Annotated in this window: 16 protein-coding genes; 12 read left to right on the forward strand and 4 right to left on the reverse strand. The window is 35.5% G+C overall.

What is annotated here, in order from left to right; translation table 11 throughout:
• Positions 1-2: 2 nt before the first annotated feature.
• The 3 genes from ABDW27_RS01780 to ABDW27_RS01790 all read left to right on the forward strand — a co-directional run bounded on the left by ABDW27_RS01780 (position 3) and on the right by ABDW27_RS01790 (position 3,333).
• Positions 3-926 carry a type IX secretion system membrane protein PorP/SprF gene (locus ABDW27_RS01780; RefSeq protein WP_343694340.1) on the forward strand — a complete coding sequence of 308 codons (924 nt, stop codon included), beginning with the start codon at positions 3-5 and terminating at the stop codon, positions 924-926.
• A gap of 10 nt (positions 927-936) precedes the next feature.
• Positions 937-2,865, forward strand: a complete 1,929-nt coding sequence (locus tag ABDW27_RS01785; protein WP_343694341.1) for an OmpA family protein — start codon at positions 937-939, stop codon at positions 2,863-2,865.
• Between the two features lie 189 nt (positions 2,866-3,054).
• The gene (locus tag ABDW27_RS01790) at positions 3,055-3,333 is read left to right on the forward strand and encodes a hypothetical protein (protein ID WP_343694342.1); all 279 of its coding nucleotides are present in this window, start codon (positions 3,055-3,057) and stop codon (positions 3,331-3,333) included.
• 69 nt (positions 3,334-3,402) lie between these two features.
• Here the strand turns inward: ABDW27_RS01790 and ABDW27_RS01795 are convergent, their stop codons facing one another.
• From ABDW27_RS01795 to ABDW27_RS01805, 3 genes are all read right to left on the reverse strand, one after another.
• Positions 3,403-3,651: a hypothetical protein gene (locus tag ABDW27_RS01795; RefSeq protein WP_343694343.1), complete on the reverse strand. Its 249-nt coding sequence runs from the start codon at positions 3,649-3,651 to the stop codon at positions 3,403-3,405.
• 211 nt (positions 3,652-3,862) lie between these two features.
• Positions 3,863-5,527, reverse strand: a complete 1,665-nt coding sequence (locus tag ABDW27_RS01800; protein WP_343694344.1) for a serine hydrolase — start codon at positions 5,525-5,527, stop codon at positions 3,863-3,865.
• Between the two features lie 79 nt (positions 5,528-5,606).
• A complete protein-coding gene (locus tag ABDW27_RS01805) occupies positions 5,607-6,419 on the reverse strand; it encodes a helix-turn-helix transcriptional regulator (protein ID WP_343694345.1) in 813 nt (270 codons plus the stop codon).
• A 162-nt stretch (positions 6,420-6,581) separates the two neighbouring features.
• On the opposite strand from ABDW27_RS01805, the gene ABDW27_RS01810 reads away from it, so the two are divergent.
• The 8 genes from ABDW27_RS01810 to ABDW27_RS01845 all read left to right on the forward strand — a co-directional run bounded on the left by ABDW27_RS01810 (position 6,582) and on the right by ABDW27_RS01845 (position 18,315).
• Positions 6,582-6,737: a hypothetical protein gene (locus ABDW27_RS01810; protein WP_343694346.1), complete on the forward strand. Its 156-nt coding sequence runs from the start codon at positions 6,582-6,584 to the stop codon at positions 6,735-6,737.
• A gap of 153 nt (positions 6,738-6,890) precedes the next feature.
• Positions 6,891-7,268, forward strand: coding sequence for a response regulator (locus ABDW27_RS01815; RefSeq protein ID WP_343694347.1), 378 nt, complete (start codon positions 6,891-6,893; stop codon positions 7,266-7,268).
• Positions 7,269-7,361: 93 nt separating this feature from the next.
• The gene (locus ABDW27_RS01820; RefSeq protein WP_343694348.1) at positions 7,362-8,813 is read left to right on the forward strand and encodes an ATP-binding protein; all 1,452 of its coding nucleotides are present in this window, start codon (positions 7,362-7,364) and stop codon (positions 8,811-8,813) included.
• Entirely contained in the window at positions 8,810-9,241 is a 432-nt protein-coding gene (locus ABDW27_RS01825) for a response regulator (protein ID WP_343694349.1), read from the forward strand. Before ABDW27_RS01820 ends, ABDW27_RS01825 begins: the two co-directional genes overlap by 4 nt.
• A 114-nt stretch (positions 9,242-9,355) precedes the next feature.
• The gene (locus ABDW27_RS01830) at positions 9,356-15,727 is read left to right on the forward strand and encodes a HAMP domain-containing protein (RefSeq protein ID WP_343694350.1); all 6,372 of its coding nucleotides are present in this window, start codon (positions 9,356-9,358) and stop codon (positions 15,725-15,727) included.
• A gap of 9 nt (positions 15,728-15,736) precedes the next feature.
• Positions 15,737-16,981 (forward strand): response regulator, encoded by a 1,245-nt coding sequence (locus ABDW27_RS01835; protein ID WP_343694351.1) that lies wholly within the window; start codon positions 15,737-15,739, stop codon positions 16,979-16,981.
• A gap of 205 nt (positions 16,982-17,186) precedes the next feature.
• Complete coding sequence (locus ABDW27_RS01840; RefSeq protein ID WP_343694352.1) at positions 17,187-17,750, forward strand: Crp/Fnr family transcriptional regulator; 564 nt, start codon at positions 17,187-17,189, stop codon at positions 17,748-17,750.
• A 175-nt stretch (positions 17,751-17,925) separates the two neighbouring features.
• Positions 17,926-18,315 (forward strand): RidA family protein, encoded by a 390-nt coding sequence (locus ABDW27_RS01845; protein WP_343695268.1) that lies wholly within the window; start codon positions 17,926-17,928, stop codon positions 18,313-18,315.
• Between the two features lie 230 nt (positions 18,316-18,545).
• On the opposite strand, the gene ABDW27_RS01850 is transcribed toward ABDW27_RS01845, so the two are convergent.
• Entirely contained in the window at positions 18,546-18,908 is a 363-nt protein-coding gene (locus ABDW27_RS01850) for a helix-turn-helix domain-containing protein (protein ID WP_343694353.1), read from the reverse strand.
• Positions 18,909-18,988: 80 nt separating this feature from the next.
• On the opposite strand from ABDW27_RS01850, the gene ABDW27_RS01855 reads away from it, so the two are divergent.
• A complete protein-coding gene (locus ABDW27_RS01855; RefSeq protein WP_343694354.1) occupies positions 18,989-19,864 on the forward strand; it encodes an NAD(P)H-binding protein in 876 nt (291 codons plus the stop codon).
• Positions 19,865-20,070 lie beyond the last annotated feature (206 nt).

Consider the following 20,070-nt stretch of genomic DNA (forward strand, 5'->3'; position numbering starts at 1 on the left):
CTATGATTCAAAATATAAAAAAGATTTTCACGATCATTACAATGCTCTCTGTCGTTGGCGCACTGGCACAGCAAGATCCGCAGTACACTCAGTATATGTATAATACACTCAGTGTAAACTCTGCGTATGCCGGCTCGCTGGGACATTTAACTATTACCGGAATATACAGAACGCAATGGGTAGGTCTTGAAGGAGCTCCAAGTACACAATCTTTTACTTTAGACACTCCTGTTGGCAAACGAGTGGGTTTAGGTTTATCAGTAGTTAGTGAAGAAATCGGACCATCGGAAGAGCAATATATTGATGCTAATTTCTCTTATACCATTCAATCCGGAGAAACCCATAAATTATCCTTTGGTATAAAAGGAGGCGGCAGAGTTATCAATATAGACTGGACAAAAGGAAGTTACAAAGATCCGGATGTTCAGTTTCGTGAAAACGTTACCAACAAATTTTTACCCGTTGTGGGAGCCGGTTTATACTGGCATGGCGAAAGAGATTATATCGGATTATCTGTTCCAAATTTTATGACACGTGAACGATATGATTATGACGATATAGCCGAAGATCTCGTAAACGAAAGAATTCACGTTTATTTGATTGGAGGAATTGTTTTTGATCTTTCGGCACATACAAAATTCAAACCAGCTGTTTTGGTGAAATATGTTGCCGGAGCTCCTTTAATTGCAGATTTTTCGGCCAACTTTATGTTTAATAATGTTATAACACTGGGCGCATCCTATCGAACAGGAGATTCTGTAAGTGCCATGGCTACTTTACAAATTACGCCGCAAATTCTGGCGGGTTATGCCTATGATTATTCCACAACTGATCTGCAGACTTACAACAGCGGCACACACGAAATCATGCTTCGATTTGAATTGGTATCCCGCAAAAAAGGATTAAAATCACCTAGATTCTTTTAAATTTTATTTTATGGAAAAAAGAATTACCATATTGATATTACTCACCGTGCAAATGGTTTACTCGCAGACCAAGAACAAAACGGCCGATGCTCTATTTGATAAAATGTATTATGTAGAAGCCGCAAAGTCGTATGAAATGTCAATAAAAAGCGGCGATGCTTCAAAAGAAATGCTGCAGCGTGTGGGTGATGCACATTATTTTAATACTCAAATGACAAGTGCCAGCAAATGGTACGGCAAACTTCTGGCAGAATATCCAAATGAAGTTTCGGCTGAATATTATTTCCGTTACGCGCAATCTTTACAGGGAATTCAGAATTATGATCTGGCTAAAAAATGGATGAAAAAATTTTCTGAAAAACAAAAATCATCTGATTCCAGAGCCGAAAATTTCTCACTTAAAACAGTTACACTCGAAGATATTAAAAAAATCAAACCACAATTTATATTAGAAAATCTTGAAATAAATTCTGCCTATTCTGATTTTGGTCCTATGTTTTATAAAGGCGATTTAGTTTATTCAACCACTTCAGATTCCTCTTATATAAAAACAAATAAATACGGATGGAACAATCAGCCTTATTTAAACATGCAATTGGGTAAAATTAGCCCCACACAAACCAATGTTACTTTTAAAGAACGTTTTGGAAAAGAAATCACCACACAATATCATGAAGCCTGCGTCGCTTTTTCTCCAGACGAAAAAACAATTTATTTTACAAGAAATAATTACAACGGAAAACTAAAAAGAGACGACAAGGGTGTTAATAATTTAAAAATATATTCGGCAAAAGCCATAGAAAACAGCAATGGTACAGTGCGTTGGGAAAATATAAAAGAACTTCCTTTCAATAGTGATAATTATTCTGTTGGGCAGCCTTCTGTAAGCAAAGACGGGAAAAAACTATATTTCGTTTCTGATATGCCCGGAACTATAGGAGCTACAGACATTTTTGTAGTCGATATTTTAGGCGAAGATCAATATTCTGCTCCCAAAAATTTAGGTGAAAAAATCAATACCAGCGGACGTGAAATGTTTCCGTTTATTACTGATAAGGCTTTATACTTTGCTTCTGACGGGTTTCTGGGTTTAGGCGGATTAGATGTTTTTGAAAGCCGTTTATATGATGGAATTTTTGATTCTCCAAATAATCTCGGTGAACCCTTAAACAGTAATAGAGATGATTTTGGTTATATCGTAAATGAAGAAACCAACAAAGGTTTTGTATGCTCCAACCGAAAAACCGGTAAAGGCGACGATGATATTTATTCTTTTGAAAGAAGCTGTACACAATCAATTTCCGGATATGTTTTTGATGCCATTTCTAACAATAAAATTGCAGGAGCCATTGTAACGCTTAAAAACAATGAAAATCAAAAACTAAACGAGGCCGTTTCAGGAATTGATGGAAAATTTGATTTTGATGAAAACATTTCCTGCAATACGCCCTATACCATTGAAGTTGTAAAAGATAATTTTACCACAAATTCAAAATCTATTACGACATCTGAAAATTCAGGAATAACTGAAGTCCCAGTTGGACTGGACCCAACGCTTATAGAACGAAAAGAGGGTGTATTAAAAATCAAAATCGGAATTATTTTCTTTGATCTTGATAAATCTGAAATACGATATGATGCCGCAATAGAATTGAACAAAGTAGTTTTATTAATGAGTCAATACCCAAAAGTTGTCATAAAAATCGAATCACACACCGATTCTCGTGCCAACGATCAATATAATCTTGAACTTTCTGACCGAAGAGCAAAAGCCACCCGCGATTACATAATTTCTCAGGGAATCGCTCCCGAAAGAATCGAAAGTGCTATTGGTTATGGAGAAACCGAGCTTATCAATAATTGCTCAAACGGCGTTCCGTGTACCGAAGCGCAACATCAAATAAACAGACGAAGCGAGTTTATTATTACGAAGATGTAATAATATTTAATTCTTAAAAACCTGTGAATTATATAATTACAAAACTTTTAAATGTAAATCTGTTCAGAATAAACGTCCTATTTTTACCATCCTCTCATAATCAAAAAATGAAACTGTAAGAAACACAGAAATCTGGTGCATGCAGGAGAAGAAAAAAATTAGAATAGTAACACCCAAAAAAATACTATCATGAATTTTGAAGAAAGAGAAAACAACCTTCGATATGGCGAAGATTTTCAAAATGGCGAAACAAGATTTAGAAATGAAGAATCAAATTATTTTTCTTTGTATGATTCGATAACAGTATGCAGCGAACATGAAACTACTCCCTATTTTAGAGGTCAAAGCTGTGCTAAATCATGGGATGATGAGGAGTTTGATGATAGTTTGTATCAGGATAATGATTACGAAGACGACGATGATTATTACCAGGATGACAGTCTGGAAAGTATGGACCGACCATTATAAATTGCAACCAACATAAAAGAAATAAGCCACCTGAAACCAGATGGCTTTTTTTATGATATTAAATTTTCATTATTTGAAAACAGTAACAGCGTCAGTAAGATTTTGACTGGAAATAAAAGCTGTAATAAAATCTTTTACCTCATTTCTGTTTTCGACAGGTGTTTCAAAAGAATTAATATGATATTCATCATCCTGATCTAATATGTGTATTATCTCAGTATACCCTTTGGAAATTAAACTGCCTTTTAACTTAATTACATTAAACTGTTCACGTCCGTCTAATTCTTTACGTACTTTTAGTCTGATAGCTCTTTCCATATAATTAATATTTAAATTAATTCCTTAACTATTTCTTTATCAAATATAAACATTCAAAAACCGAAATAATCATAAATCAGAACACTAGTTATCAACTATTTAGCTACATATTATCAACAATTAAAAATGATTATAAAATAAAAAAACATACCAAAATTGATATGTTTTTGATGGTTTTACCCTGCATTTAAAGGGGAGTTTCTAGTTAAACTTAAGATTTATAATTGAGAATCGCCGGCAGGATATATTCCTTCACAATTTTATCTGCCTGAGCATGACCATAAGGTTTATTAAATGCTTTTGATGTAATAATAATCACTAACGGAAGGTCTTTAAAAACAATAAACTGATTACCGCCATTTCCCGCACAATAAAACGTTTCATAATTTTTTCCTTCTAAAGAAATCGTTTTGTTCCAGAACAAAAAGCCGTAAAACTCATTGTCACGCTCCGGAATTTGAATTTGTTTTGTAAAAGTTTTAGAAACCCATTCCGGATTTAAAAGCTGTTTTCCGCTCCATGAGCCTTTATTTTTATACAACTGAGCATATTTTGCATAATCCAAAGAAGTCATTTGTAAACTTCCCGCCGTATTGACAACTTTTTGCGGCGTGTACTGCCATTGGTATTTCGTAATATGTAAAGGCTTAAAAAGTTTTTGATCGGCATATTTTTCTAAACCCTCAGGAACGGATTTATCCAGAACATCTCCCAAAACTACAACTCCGGCCGTAAAATAATCCCATTGTCTGCCATTTGTTTTCGCCTTATCCATAGGAAGATCCAGAGCAAATTTTACCCAATTTTCTGCAGGATACATATTATCTTCATTTCCCGGAGAATCACCGTTTATATCTGATCCTTCAAAAGCAGAACTCATCGTAAGAAGATCTCTTATTTTAACGCTGTCTTTTTTAGGTTCATAATTCGCAAACTTTTTTAAATCATAAAACGTATTTAAAGTCTGATTTTCATTTTTTATAAAACCATCCGCAATAGCCATTCCCATTAAAGTAGAAGTAAAAGATTTCCCCGCAGATCGTGTATCGTGCAGCGTATTTCTATCAGCATCATTAAAATATTCCTCAATTAGTAATTTGCCATCATAAACAGCCACAATACTTGTTATCTCTTTTAAAGTATAATTTCCAATAGCAGTATTTAACGACTCTATTTTCTTTTTATCAAAAGGCTGTTCCGAAATTTGCCAGTCACTTTCGGGCTGAATCTGCTGAACTTCAATTTGTTTTTTAGTCAGCACAATGGGTTTTATAATCAGCTTTAATTCTCCATCCGCAATTAAATTTCCTGTTTTTACATCATTTTCACTCAGCTTAATATAAGGTCTAATTTCAATTTTAAGCAAATGATTTCCTTCAGTCAAAGCTTTATCACCTCCATTATTTTTAAATCTATCCCACATATACATTGCCCACCAGTCTTCGCCTTTAGAACTGGTAAGCGGAACCCTGAAAGTAGTTGACGTATTTTTGTTACCTCCAGATCCAAAATTACAGCCATGATGGATATTTTCTTTGTAAATCATTTTTCCATCTACATAAAATGAAAACTGAAGATTTCCGGTTTTTAAAAGTATTTCTGTCGACAGATCCGGAGCCAGTTGATGCAGATAATTCAAGACCGAATTATTCATAAAAACCCTGATATTCAAATCACTTCTGTGTTTTAATTCAAATGAATTTAAAATGTCTGATTTTTTAAACTGATCTAGTGAAATATTTCCGTTCATAAACACCACTCTGCCAATGTTTGTTTTGTGAATATCATAAACAATTGCATCTGGTGTATACAAATCATTTTGAGCCGTAATTTTACCAAACAAAGTCAATAAAAGAAACAATAATAAACGTGTCATTTTTTTAATTTTTATGATGATTGAATGGCAAAGCTAAATCACTTAACGAATAAAAAATTGTACAGAATTAACATGAACATTATTTCCCGAAAAGAAGTTTTTTATGTTCCGAAGGATTAATTTCATTCATTTCTCTAAAACATCTGTTAAAATGACTTTGGTCTGCAAAGCCGCATTGATACGCGATTTCTGTAAAAGATTGTTGTTGGGATGACATCAGCGAAAGCGCCTTTTCTACCTTCAGTTTCCGAATATATTCGCCAAGATTGCAGTTAAAGTATTTAGAAAAATCTCTTGATAAATGTATCGGATGAATATCTAAAATAGACGATAAATATTCTAAAGAAAGATTTTCTGTAAATTGTTCGTGCAAAATTTCATCAATCATTGTTACCCATTTGGGCTTTTTATCAAAAGCAGATTTAAAATTATCCTGCAGTTTTGAAATAATTTCAAGCAGTAAAATTTGTGTCGAAAGATCAGAATCTGCCTCGTCTATTTTTGAAGCTCTGAAAATTTTATACATCAAAAGTTTAATATCCGGATTTAAGATCTTAGAACTTCCTTCCAGATTTTCGCTGTTTAAACTCAAATTATCAAACCAGTGCTTTTCGATTTCAAGATGAAAACCTCTCGTAAATCCGTCAGGTTTTATATTATAATGTGCATCCTGCCAATTATGAAACAAAAGACTTCCGGGATTACAGTTATAAACCTCCTTTTTATTGCCTTCAATAACATGGCCCTGAAGAATAAAAGTAAAATAAGCATGTTCATGATAATGCCAGTCTACTTTTGGATGTGTATAAACCGTATCTGTTAAAGTTATGCCGTCAAAATAAATAGTTGTATTCGTATCTCCGTAAAATTCTCCCTTTTTTGAATGTTTCATAAATCTGGAAATTCTGTTTTTGTATTCGGCTTTTGAGCATTTAAAAATACATTTTTTTTCAGCATGAGAATTATACAACAATAACCAAAAATTATGTAAGTAGATTTTATTGCATAATCATACTTTTCGAGTAAATAAAGTACCAGCAAAACATAAAACACCATGAAACTAATTTTACGTATTTCAATACTTGCTCTTATAATTTCTATATTGAATTACAGCTGCGAGTCTATTCCCTGTGATGATGAAAGTGACAGACATGACCAAAACGAAGCTTTTCTGAACAAAGTCGACACTTTACACAACAACATTGATTAACTAAAATTTTAAGAGTTTTATTTAATTTCTTTTAGCTTATAACTTAAAAACTCATTATTTTTATAATATTTTTTTTACATTTGAGTAGAAAAAATATAGTACTCAATTTGTTATAAGCATATAACCATCATTACTTAAACTTAAAGTTATAAAATGATTTATAAAAATATATTGCAGATTGACGATGATATTGACGATTGCGAATTTTTTATGGAAGCTTTACAAGCCGTTTCAACAGCAGAATATGTATCAATACAAAATCCTGTCGAAGCGCTTAATAAATTAATCCATAAAAAAATTAGTCCTGATGTAATTTTTCTTGATCTTAATATGCCTATTATGTCAGGTCTTGAATTTCTAATAGAAATTAAAAAGCAGGAAAGCATTAAAAATATTCCCATTATAGTTTTTTCAACTTCACAATTTGAAGAAATAAAAAAGAAAGCAAAAAACTACGGTGCAGACGATTTTATATCAAAGCCAAACAACTTAAATGAATTAAAAAAAATATTAGGTCATTATCTGTCATAATGATTGTTGTTTTTTACCATTGTAAGCCTTTTTTCGGTTTCCGCTTTTTTATTGTTAAATCATGGTGCCTTTGGTATTCTTAACAGAAAGACAATGAAATTATCTACTCAAATACTTTTGGCATTTACGCTTATCATTTTACTCTCTGTTGCAGATTCATATACCAATTATACCTTATCTCAAAAAGTACATCTAAATTCTCAATTCCTTTCAAAATCCGAATCAGTTATCAGGAATTCAAACAAAACACACAGAGCCATTCTTGAAATGCAAAGTGCTGTACGAGGTTATTTCCTGACAAACGACACTACTTTTTTAGGTGAATATTATAGAGGAATAAAACAAGTTCCTGAATTTTTAAAAGAACAGCGATCACTTATCGGAATCAATAATACACAGCGGTCCATTATCGATTCAATCGGTCAGCTTCATCATGAATGGCTCGCATATACTTCGGAATTAATACAGTCAAGAAATGGAAATCCGGTTGTTTATCAAAATCTTTTAGACAATAAACTAAAAAAACATGTGGGGAAAAATATCAATGATGCCATTACAAAAAAGTTTAAGCGTTTTGATAAAATCGAGTACAAAACCCGAAAACATCACAGCCAAATGCTGTTAGAATCCCTGCGTAAAACCAGAACATATTCATTAATATTTTTATCGCTTACCATTTTTGTCGGCATTTCAAGCACAGCCTATATTGTAATAATGATTACAAACCGAATCAATTCAATGGTTCGTGTTGCCGATACTATTTCTAAAGGAAAATTTACCATAGTTGAAGATTACAGAAATGATGAACTGAGTGCTTTGTCATCTTCTTTAAACATAATGTCGCGTCGACTGGAGAAAAATATTCAGGAACTGGAAAACAAAAATGCTGAGCTGAACAAATTTGCTTATGTAGTTTCACACGATTTAAAAGCGCCCCTTCGGGGAATATATAATGTTATAAGCTGGATCGAAGAAGATTTATCAAATGAGCTCTCTCCTGCCCTGAAAAATTATCTCAGCATAATTCCTAAAAGAACACAACGCATGGAAGACCTTATTAACGGTCTATTAGATTACGCAAGAATAAACCGTAAAACCAATCCCGAATTAGTAGATACAAACGCAATGGTTCATGAAATCACACAGTCAATTGTTCCCAGAAAATTTAAACTGGAAATAATCAATCTGCCTAAAATTTTTACCGAACGTTTAAAACTGGAACAAGTATTTTCTAACTTAATTAGTAATGCCGTAAAATATTCTAAAAATCAAAATCCACGCATTGAAATAAAATGCGAAAAAATATTAAACGTCTATGAATTTTCAGTAAAAGACAACGGAATTGGTATTGATCCTGAATACCATCAAAAAATATTTGAAATATTTCAAACCCTGAGAGAGAAAAATGAAGTAGAAAGCACGGGCATTGGTCTTGCAATTGTAAAAAAAATAATAGACGAACAGGGAGAAACTATAAACGTTCAATCTAAACTAGGCGAAGGAACCGAATTTACTTTTACCTGGAGAAACAATAAAGCATTATGAGAAAACCAAACATTTTACTGATCGATGATGACGAACTGGATACTATTTCGGTAGAACGTTCTTTAAAAAAGTTAGAAATAGAATACATACTGCATACAGCTTACAACGGACTCGAAGCTCTAAAACTGCTTAGAAATGAAAACAATCCGCTTGTTCCTGATGTTATTCTTCTGGACATAAACATGCCTAAAATGAATGGAATTGAATTTCTAAAAATTCTTAGGACAGATAAAAGTCTAAAAGATCTAAAGGTATTTATCATGACCACATCGTCAGAAAGTAATGACAGAACAACAGCCGAAGGACTGGGTATTTCAGGATATATCATAAAACCATTGAATTATACAGACAATACCAAAAGACCTGATTCTATGGATGCCTTTGTACAGTTTCATTTAAGGAAAATTTTATTGAATGAAAGCAGTTAAAAAAACCAATGGCAATATCAATTAAAAATTAAAAATCCAAAATCCAAAGTCTAAAATCTAAAATCTAAAATCTAAAATCTAAAATCTAAAATTTCCAACCTCGCCTGCCTAATTATGAAAAAAGCAAAACACATCGATAAGCTGTCACAAAATGAGGCACTAATCGCAATGCCCATCATAACAGATCAAAAAAAATCTGGAACGAAAATAAAAAAAATTGAGACCGAAGAATCTATTCTTAACGATGCGGAATTTTTAAAAATTTTACTGAAAGTAAAAAATGGAAATTTTTCGCAACGTTTTCCAACGGATCAAAACGGAATAAAAAGATCAATTTGTGATACTTTAAATGAAATCATAGACCTAAACGAAAGAATGGTTTTTGAGTTTCAAAAAGTTGGAAAAAGCATCGGTAAACAAGGTAAATTAACCAATCGTGTAGTTCTGGATGGCGCACGTGGTTCCTGGAGTTCCTGTGTGGATTCTGTCAACACATTAATTTCTGACCTGGTTCATCCAACGATTGAAATAGCACACGTAATTACCTCAGTAGCAAAAGGAAATCTTTCTCAGGAAATGCCTTTAGCTATTGAAGGAAATCCGCTTCAGGGAGAATTCCTCAGAATTGCCAAAGAGGTAAACGGAATGGTAAAACAGCTGAATCTTTTCTCGATGGAGGTTACCCGTGTGGCGCGTGAGGTTGGTACAGACGGAAAACTGGGCGGTCAGGCAAAAGTTCGTGGTGTGGGCGGTGTATGGAAAGATTTGACCGATTCTGTAAATAAAATGGCAAGTAACCTTACGGGGCAGGTACGTAATATTGCCGATGTAACAACAGCGGTGGCAAAAGGAGATTTATCGAAAAAAATTACCGTAGACGTAAAAGGTGAAATTCAGGAATTAAAAAACACCATCAACACCATGGTAGATCAGCTGAATTCCTTCTCTTCTGAGGTTACGCGTGTGGCACGTGAGGTAGGTACGGAAGGAAAACTAGGCGGACAGGCGCAGGTAAAAGGAGTTGGTGGAACATGGAAAGATTTAACGGATTCGGTAAACCAAATGGCCTCTAACCTAACCGGTCAGGTACGTAATATTGCCGATGTAACAACAGCGGTGGCAAAAGGAGATCTTTCGAAAAAAATTACCGTAGACGTAAAAGGAGAAATTCTGGAGTTAAAAGATACCATTAATACCATGGTGGATCAGCTGAACTCTTTCTCTTCAGAGGTTACGCGTGTGGCACGTGAGGTAGGTTCAGAAGGAAAACTGGGCGGACAAGCCAGAGTACGAGGTGTTGGTGGAGTTTGGAAAGATTTGACTGATTCTGTAAACCAAATGGCATCCAACTTAACAGGTCAGGTGCGTAATATTGCCGAGGTAACGACAGCCGTGGCAAAAGGAGATTTATCCAAAAAAATTACTGTAAACGTTGAGGGAGAAATCCTCGAATTAAAAAATACCATCAATACCATGGTGGATCAGTTGAACTCTTTTGGTGCCGAGGTAACCCGTGTGGCACGTGAGGTTGGTTCGGAAGGAAAATTGGGAGGTCAGGCCAAAGTAAAAGGTGTTGGTGGAACATGGAAAGATTTAACCGATTCTGTTAACCAAATGGCTTCTAACCTGACAGGACAAGTACGTAATATCGCCGAGGTTACAACAGCGGTAGCAAATGGTGACCTTTCTAAAAAAATTACGGCTGTAGCCGAAGGAGAAATCCTCGAATTAAAGAAAACCATTAACACGATGGTAGATCAGCTGAACTCTTTCTCATCTGAGGTTACGCGTGTGGCACTTGAGGTTGGTACCGAAGGAAAACTCGGCGGTCAGGCAAAAGTAAAAGGTGTCGGCGGAACATGGAAAGATTTAACCGATTCGGTTAACCAAATGGCATCGAACTTAACCGGACAGGTACGTAATATTGCCGAAGTAACAACTGCCGTAGCAAAAGGAGATTTATCACGCCAGATTACCGTTGATACCAAAGGAGAAATCTTAGAGCTGAAAAACACAATTAATACGATGGTGGGTCAGCTGAACTCTTTCGCTTCTGAGGTAACGCGTGTGGCACGTGAGGTTGGTACAGAAGGAAAACTGGGCGGACAAGCACAGGTTGAAGGTGTCGGCGGAACATGGAAAGATTTAACAGATTCCGTTAACCAAATGGCATCCAACCTAACCGGACAGGTACGTAATATTGCCGAAGTTACAACAGCCGTAGCAAAAGGAGATTTATCTCTCCAGATTACCGTTGACGTAAAAGGAGAAATCTTAGAGCTTAAAAATACCATTAATACGATGGTGGATCAGCTTCGAGGCTTTGCATCAGAGGTTACAAGGGTTTCGCGAGAAGTAGGAACTGAAGGAAAACTGGGCGGACAAGCTAACGTTCCCGGAGTTGCCGGAACATGGAAAGATTTAACAGATTCGGTGAACCAAATGGCAGGAAACCTTACCGCTCAGGTACGTAATATTGCCGATGTGGCGATTGCCGTGGCAAATGGAGATATGTCCCGAAAAATTACCGTTGACGTTCGCGGAGAGATTCTTCAATTGAAAGAAACCCTGAATACGATGGTGGATCAGCTTCGTGAATTCGCCTCTGAGGTAACTCGTGTGGCACGTGAAGTAGGTACCGAAGGAAAACTGGGCGGACAAGCAAACGTTCCAGGAGTTGCCGGAACATGGAAAGATTTGACCGATTCTGTTAACCAAATGGCGGGTAACTTAACGACTCAGGTACGTAATATTGCTGAGGTTACGATTGCCGTTGCAAACGGAGATATGTCCAAAAAAATTACGGCCGACGTTCGTGGGGAGATTTTGCAATTAAAAGAAACCGTAAATACAATGGTGGATCAGCTTCGTGCCTTTGCCTCTGAGGTAACCCGTGTGGCGCGTGAGGTGGGAACTGACGGAAAACTGGGCGGACAAGCATTCGTACCGGGAGTTGCCGGAACCTGGAAAGATTTAACGGATTCTGTGAACCAAATGGCCTCTAACTTAACCGGACAGGTGCGTAATATTGCCGATGTAACAAAAGCCGTTGCCAATGGTGACCTTTCAAAACAAATTACCGTTGACGTAAAAGGTGAAATCCTCGATTTGAAAAACACTTTCAACACGATGGTGGAACAGCTAAACTCTTTCGCATCGGAGGTAACGCGTGTGGCACGTGAAGTGGGTACAGAAGGAAAACTAGGTGGACAATCTGAAGTAAAAGGGGTTGCCGGAACCTGGAAAGATTTAACAGACTCGGTTAACGTAATGGCGTCTAACTTAACGGGACAAGTTCGTGGAATTGCAAAAGTCGTAACATCTGTAGCAAAAGGAAATTTAAAACAAAAATTATCTATTGATGCAAAAGGTGAAGTAGCACAGCTTACTGATACTATTAATGAGATGATTGACACTCTGGCGACTTTCTCTGATCAGGTAACTACAGTTGCCCGTGAAGTAGGTGCCGAAGGAAAATTGGGAGGACAAGCAAATGTTCCGGGAGCATCTGGAACCTGGAAAAATTTAACTGAAAACGTAAATCAGCTGGCAGCGAATCTTACGACTCAGGTTCGTGCGATTTCTGAGGTAGCATCAGCGGTAACACAGGGAGATTTAACGCGAACAATTGGTGTTGAAGCAAAAGGTGAAGTTGAAGCTCTTAAAGATACTATAAATCAAATGATTTCAAATCTTAAAGCAACTACTTTACGTAATCAGGAACAAGACTGGCTGAAATCAAACTTAGCTAAATTTACCCAAATGCTTCAGGGACAAAAAGAGCTAAAATCTGTTACCATGAAAATCTTATCTGAGCTGGCAGCCGTGGTTACTGCACAGCACGGACTTTTCTATATTTTGGAAGAAGGCGAACAATTCATGGATTCTAAATTGAATTTAATTGCTTCGTATGCTTACATCAAACGTAAAAACTCCCCTACTCAATATGCTATGGGCGAAGGACTTATTGGTCAGGTAGCGATTGAAAAAGAAAGAATTATATTGAGTAATGTTCCAAAAGATTACATCAGAATCAATTCTGGTTTGGGAGATGCGAAGCCAAAAGATGTCATTATTCTTCCGGTATTATTTGAAGGAAGACTTAAAGCAGTTATTGAATTAGCTTCACTTGATACCTTTAGCCAGACACATTTAGATTTCCTTGAAGGATTAACAGAAAGTATTGGTATTGTATTAAACACGATCGAATCAAATTCAAGAACCGAAGAATTATTGGTACAATCACAATCGCTGGCAAGCGAGCTGAAAAGTCAGCAGGAAGTATTAAAAAATACCAACGAAGAACTGGAAGAAAAAGCTATTCTACTGGCTAATCAAAAAGAAGAAGTTGAGCTTAAAAATCAGGAAGTCGAAGTTGCCCGTAAAGCTTTGGAAGAAAAAGCAGATCAGCTTACACTTACTTCAAAATACAAATCAGAATTTTTGGCCAATATGTCGCATGAGCTTAGAACTCCGCTAAACAGTTTACAGATTTTAGCCAACGAATTAATCGCCAACCGCGACGGGAATTTATCCGAAAAACAAATTCAGTTTGCCAAAACGATCAACGCCTGCGGAGATGACTTAATTCAGCTTATTAACGATATTCTTGACCTTTCTAAAATTGAATCCGGTTATATTTCTGTTGATTATAACCCTATTACTTTTGCCGAAATCAGCCGATTTGTTGAGTCTACCTTCAATCCTATTTCTCAGGCAAAACATCTTCAATTTGAGATTATTATGGATGATAATCTTCCGGATGCAATGGAAACCGATTCGCAAAGACTAAATCAGATTTTGAAAAACCTTCTTTCAAATTCATTTAAATTTACTGAGAAAGGCGAAGTGAAACTGCACATTTACAAAGCAGAAAACAACTGGAAAACCAAAAACGGCAGTCTGGATAATGCCGAAGCCGTTGTCGCTTTTGAAATTTCAGATACCGGAATCGGAATTTCTAAAGAAAAACAAAACATCATTTTTGAAGCTTTCCAACAAGCAGAAGGTTCTACAAGCCGTAAATATGGCGGAACCGGTTTAGGATTATCCATCAGCCGAGGACTTTCTGATTTATTAGGCGGAAGCATCGAATTAGAAAGTGACACCAATATTGGAAGTAAATTTACCTTATTCCTGCCTTTAAAATTTGTTCATATTCCGGAATTAGAAAACATCAGTGTTAACGAAGAAACAAATGTTATTCACGCCGGAAAAAGCCGTTTAAAATCGCTTCCATCAGCAAGTTTCAAAAAATCAGATATTGATTTATATTTTGTAGATGAAGTTGGCGACGACCGAACGAATATCAAACCTGATGACAAAATTCTTTTAATTGCCGAAGACAATATAACTTTTGCCAAAATTTTATTAGAAAGAGCGCATCAGCATGATATAAAGGCCATTGTAACCACCCGTGGAAATGATGTTGTTGATTATATCAATCAGTTTCAGCCTCACGCTATTACTATGGATTTGAATATGCCGGATACCAGCGGATGGAAAATTCTGGACCGATTAAAAACCGATTTTACGCTTCGTCATATTCCGGTTTACATCATTTCTGGCGAAGATGAAAGAAATAAAGGCTTAAAGCGCGGTGCACGAAATTTCTTTGTTAAACCGGTCAAAAATGAATTACTGACTTCTCTTTTTAATGACATTCAGGATTTCAAAGACAAAAAAGAAAAAAATCTTCTGGTTGTCGATGATAATAAAATTGATTTAAAACGAATCGTTGAAGCTGTAAAAGGAGACGATATTTCAATTTCGACTGCATTAACAGCCAAAGAAGCGGTAGAATTTATCAAAGAAAAATCTTTTGACTGCATCATTTTAGATTTGGTTCTTCCGGATGCTGACGGACTTGATTTAATCAGCGATTTAGAAAACAATATTAGCGGAGAAACAGCAATTATTATACATTCGGCCGGAGATGTCAACAAAAAACAACGCAGTAAATTAGGTCGTTTTGCGCACAGCATTATTACAAAAAGTGCCTCTTCAATCGATGAATTAGTCGACCAAACGGCGCTCTTTATGCATCGTGTTCATAAAGATCTTCCAGAAACAATGAAAGACAGAATTGAAACATATTATCTAAAAGAAGATGTTTTGATTAATAAAAAAGTACTTTTAGTCGATGACGATGTCCGAAATTTATTTGCATTGACTACAGCTCTGGAACGCTTTGGATTAGAAGTAATTAGTGCAGAAAGCGGACATGAAGCAATCGATATTTTAAGTCAAAACATAAAAATTGATATTGTTTTGATGGATATCATGATGCCGGAATTAGACGGTTATGAAACCATGAAAATCATCAGAAAAAATGTAAAACATAAAGATCTGACGATCATTGCCGTAACAGCAAAAGCAATGAAAGGTGACAGACAAAGATGCATCGAATCCGGCGCATCTGATTATATCACAAAACCGGTAAATGTTGAACAATTGTCCTCTTTAATGAGAGTATGGTTAAAATAATTTTGTATTATGAAAAGCCAAAACCCCAAAGAAGAACATTCGGTTAAAATACTAATAGTCGATGATAAAAAGGAAAATCTGCTTTCTCTTCAGGTTATACTTGCTGATAGAGGTTATGAGTTTGTAGAAGCGACTTCTGGTAAGGATGCATTGCGAATTCTGCTTAAAAATCAGGATTTTGCCATTATCCTTATGGATGTGCAGATGCCCTTAATGGATGGTTTTGAAACTGCTGAGCTCATCCGCCAGAGCGATAAACTCAAACATGTGCCTATCATCTTTTTAACTGCCAATATGAATACTTCAGATTATATTTTTAAAGGATATCAATCTGGTGCTGTAGATTATATGATAAAACCATTATCTGCCGAAATACTTCAGGCGAAGGTTATGGTTTTTACAGAATTGTATAAAAAAAACAGAGAATTAATTATTAAAGAAGAAGAAACAGCAGCACTCAATGCCCGAATTACAAAAGCCAATGAAGAACTGGCCGAGCAGTATATTGCGATTGAAAAATACGCCACTGAATTAAAAAAGAAAAACACTGAACTTGATGCTTTCACGCATATTTCGAGTCATGATTTACAGGAACCGCTGCGAAAAATTCAGACTTTTACCAACATTATTCTGGCAAAAGAATACCCAAATTTAAGTCCCGATGGAAAGGCAAAATTTGAGCGTATTTTGTATTCGACAAACCGAATGCGGGAATTAATCAATGATCTTTTGACTTTTTCAAGAACCAATATTACAGATCGTATTTACGAAAATACCGATCTTAATATCATTATCGAAGATGTAAAAGAAGCACTTCGGGAAAATATCAAGGAGAAAAATGCTTTGATAACAACAGAACTTCATGGCAAAATAAATATTATTCCGTTTTTATTTATTCAGCTTGTTGAGAATCTGGTAAACAATGCCTTGAAGTTTTCTCAGAAGGAAATTCCACTGCAAATCGAAATTAAAAGCCGAATTGTAAAAGGTGAAGAATTACAAAATGATAAATTATCACCAACTGAAAATTATTGCCATATAAGTTTTAAGGACAACGGAATTGGTTTTGAACCGGAACACAGCGAAAAAATATTTGGCGTTTTTCAAAGATTACACAGCAGAGATATTTATGACGGAACCGGAATTGGCCTTGCCATTGTAAAAAAGATTGTCGAAAATCATAATGGTTTTATCAGCGCAACAGCAAAACCTATGGAAGGCGCGACGTTTAATATTTATATTCCGCAAAAATAAATTGAAAACGGATTAAAATCCGGTATATATGAACTGGATTGAAATCCAGCCCTACAATATAAATCATTCCTGCGGAATTTTACATTCTGGGTGTTAATACGATTTATATTGTAGGGCCGGATTTCAATCCGGTTTAATATGAATTCGGTCATGTCGATATTTAATCTTTTTGATCATCAAAAATTTAAATATCTTTGATCTTAACATGCAGGAAAAACTTCGGGAACATATCGAAAAAATAATAAAACTAACAGATGAAGAATTTTCATTTATCAGTCAGCATTTTATCACCAAAAAATTTAAAAAACATCAATTTTTAATTCAGGAAGGCGATGATGTAAAATATGCTTATTTTATAATTTCCGGACTTTTAAAATTGGTTTACACCGATGAATCTCTAAAACAGCATATTGCTTCATTTGCTATGGAAGACTGGTGGGAAAGCGATTATTATGCTTTTTTCACTCAAACAAAAGCGACAATGTCTTTAGAGTGTCTGGAAGATACCGAAGTGCTTTGTTTTACACTCGATGATTATAAAAATCTCTGCGATAATTCCCCTAAAATGCTGCGTTTTTTACTGGAAAAAGCCAACTTTGGTTTTCTTGCCTCACAGCGTCGTATTATTTCCTGGATGACTTCTAATCCAAAAGAACGTTACGAACAGCTTTTAAAACAATATCCAACCCTTTTTCAGCGTGTTCCTAAAAGTCTTATTGCTTCTTATTTAGGCGTGTCGCGGGAGACTTTAAGCCGATTATCTTCATAAATGTGACATTTCGCACTTCATATTCGTGACAAATGTCAAGACCTGTTTCCATAAGTTATTTTCAATTTTGCAGTATAAATTTAAAACTGTAATCGTGAAAAAAACAACAAAATTTTTAGGATTATTATTAATCACAGCAATGCCAATATTGGCACAAACTAAAAAAGGAAATCAAATGGAAAAAAGAGTTATTAATCCGTGGAAATGGCAAAATGAACGCAGCTACAATCAGGCAGTTGAAGTAAAAAATCCGGCAGGAACATTATATGTTTCAGGGCAGACTGCTATAAATGCCGAAGGAATTTCAAGTAACGAAAACATGGAATCGCAGTTAAAACTGGCGATCCAAAATCTGGAACAAGTAATTACCGAAGCTGGTTACGAATGCAGCGGTATCGTAAGACTAACAATCTATACAACGGCAACTGCTGAGCTTTGGCCGCACTTCAACATTCTGCAGGAATGGATTGCAAAACACAACATTCAACAAGCCACAACTTTAATGGAAGTAAAAAGCCTTTTTGAAACCGTTAAAGTAGAATTGGAAGCGACAGTGGTTAAGTAATTTTAGGTGCAAAGTGACAAAGTGACAAAGCTGCAAGTTAAACGGATTGAAATCCGGCGTTACGATGAAATTAAACCGGATTGAAATCCGGTCCTACAATATGAATCTAAATTCTTCGGTATCAAAATAAAGAGCCAACGGCTCGGTTTATATTGTAGGGCTGGATTTCAATCCAGTTCATATTGCAGAGTCCGATTTCAATCTGGTTGAAATCGGAATTTTAAATAAGATTATACAAAAACGCCATCCTTAACCTTAAAAGCCCACGCCGCCATTGCCTCAATAACAGGCAGCAAACCTTCTCCAGCATTGCTTAAACGATAAGTTACAAACGGAGGCACCACAGGTTTTGCATCTCTAATAACCAAACCATCAGCTTCTAATTGTTTTAAGTGCTGAATAAGCATTTTTTCTGTCACAGCCGGAATAGCTCTTTTTAATTCACTGTAACGTTTATCACCGCCAGATAAATGCCAAATAATAATGGGTTTCCAATAACCTCCTATTTTTTCCATTACAAACGTAACCGGACATTTTTCCAATGCATATTGCTTATTTTCCTGAATTGTCGATGATTCTTTAATTGCTGCCATAATACATACTTTAGGGTAAGTACTTGTATAAAAGTAAGTACAAAGATACCTTTGTAACTGTAATAAAAAAAATTATATATATGAAAATTATACTATCAGGTTCTTTAGGGAACATCGGAAAACCTTTAACTGTCAATTTAGTTGCTGCCGGACACGATGTAACGGTTATCAGCAGCAGCGCTGACAGAAAAGCGGAAATAGAAAATCTTGGTGCAAAAGCTGCAATTGGCTCTGTAAGCGATGCTGATTTTTTGACTGAAACATTCAAAAATGCTGATGCCCTTTTTGCGATGACGCCACCAAATTTAGGCGGTGCTAATGTAATTGCCAATACAGTTGCTGCAGGAAAATCTTTTGCAACAGCGATCGAAAATGCAAACGTAAAAAGAGTGGTTATGTTAAGCAGTATTGGAGCCGATTTACCATCAGGAACTGGTCCGATTGCCGGACTTTATCAAATTGAGAAATTATATAATGAGCTTAATGCTTCTGTTACTTTTTTAAGAGCGGGTTATTTTTATACTAATTTTTATAATGATGTTCCGATGATTAAAGGCGCAGGAATTATGGGTGGAAATTATCCAACTGATGTAAAAATTCCTTTAGTACATCCTGCTGATATTGCTTTGGCTGTCGCCGAAGAACTACAGAAAACACCATCAGTAAAAAATGTTCGTTATATTGTAAGCGACCTTCGAACTCCGGCAGATGCTGCAAAAGTTTTTGGAGCGGCAATTGCAAAACCAGAATTACCTTGGGTAGAATTTACAGATGAACAATCGTTTGAAGGAATGACACAAGCCGGAATTCCTGAAGAAATTGCAAAGCTTTATACTGAAATGGGAGTTGGTTTAAAAACCGGAAAAATTGCTGAACATTTCATTACGAGTAATTCTTCTATAGATGGAAAAACAAAATTGGAGGATTTTGCTAAAGAATTTGCAGGCAAATTTTAATTAAAAAATAAAAAAGGGACTGTTTCAAAAGTAGAAACAATCCCTTTTTTATTTTATGGGATTTATGTTCCAGAGGAACATTTCGTCGGTAGAAAATGATATTGTTACCCATTTATACGTTCCATAGGAATGTTTGATTATCTCATTATTTGTAACACATAATATTTCAAACGTTCCTACGGAACGTAAATGCCGTTGGGTAATAT

This window comes from Flavobacterium sp. (assembly GCF_039595935.1).
Classification (GTDB): domain Bacteria; phylum Bacteroidota; class Bacteroidia; order Flavobacteriales; family Flavobacteriaceae; genus Flavobacterium.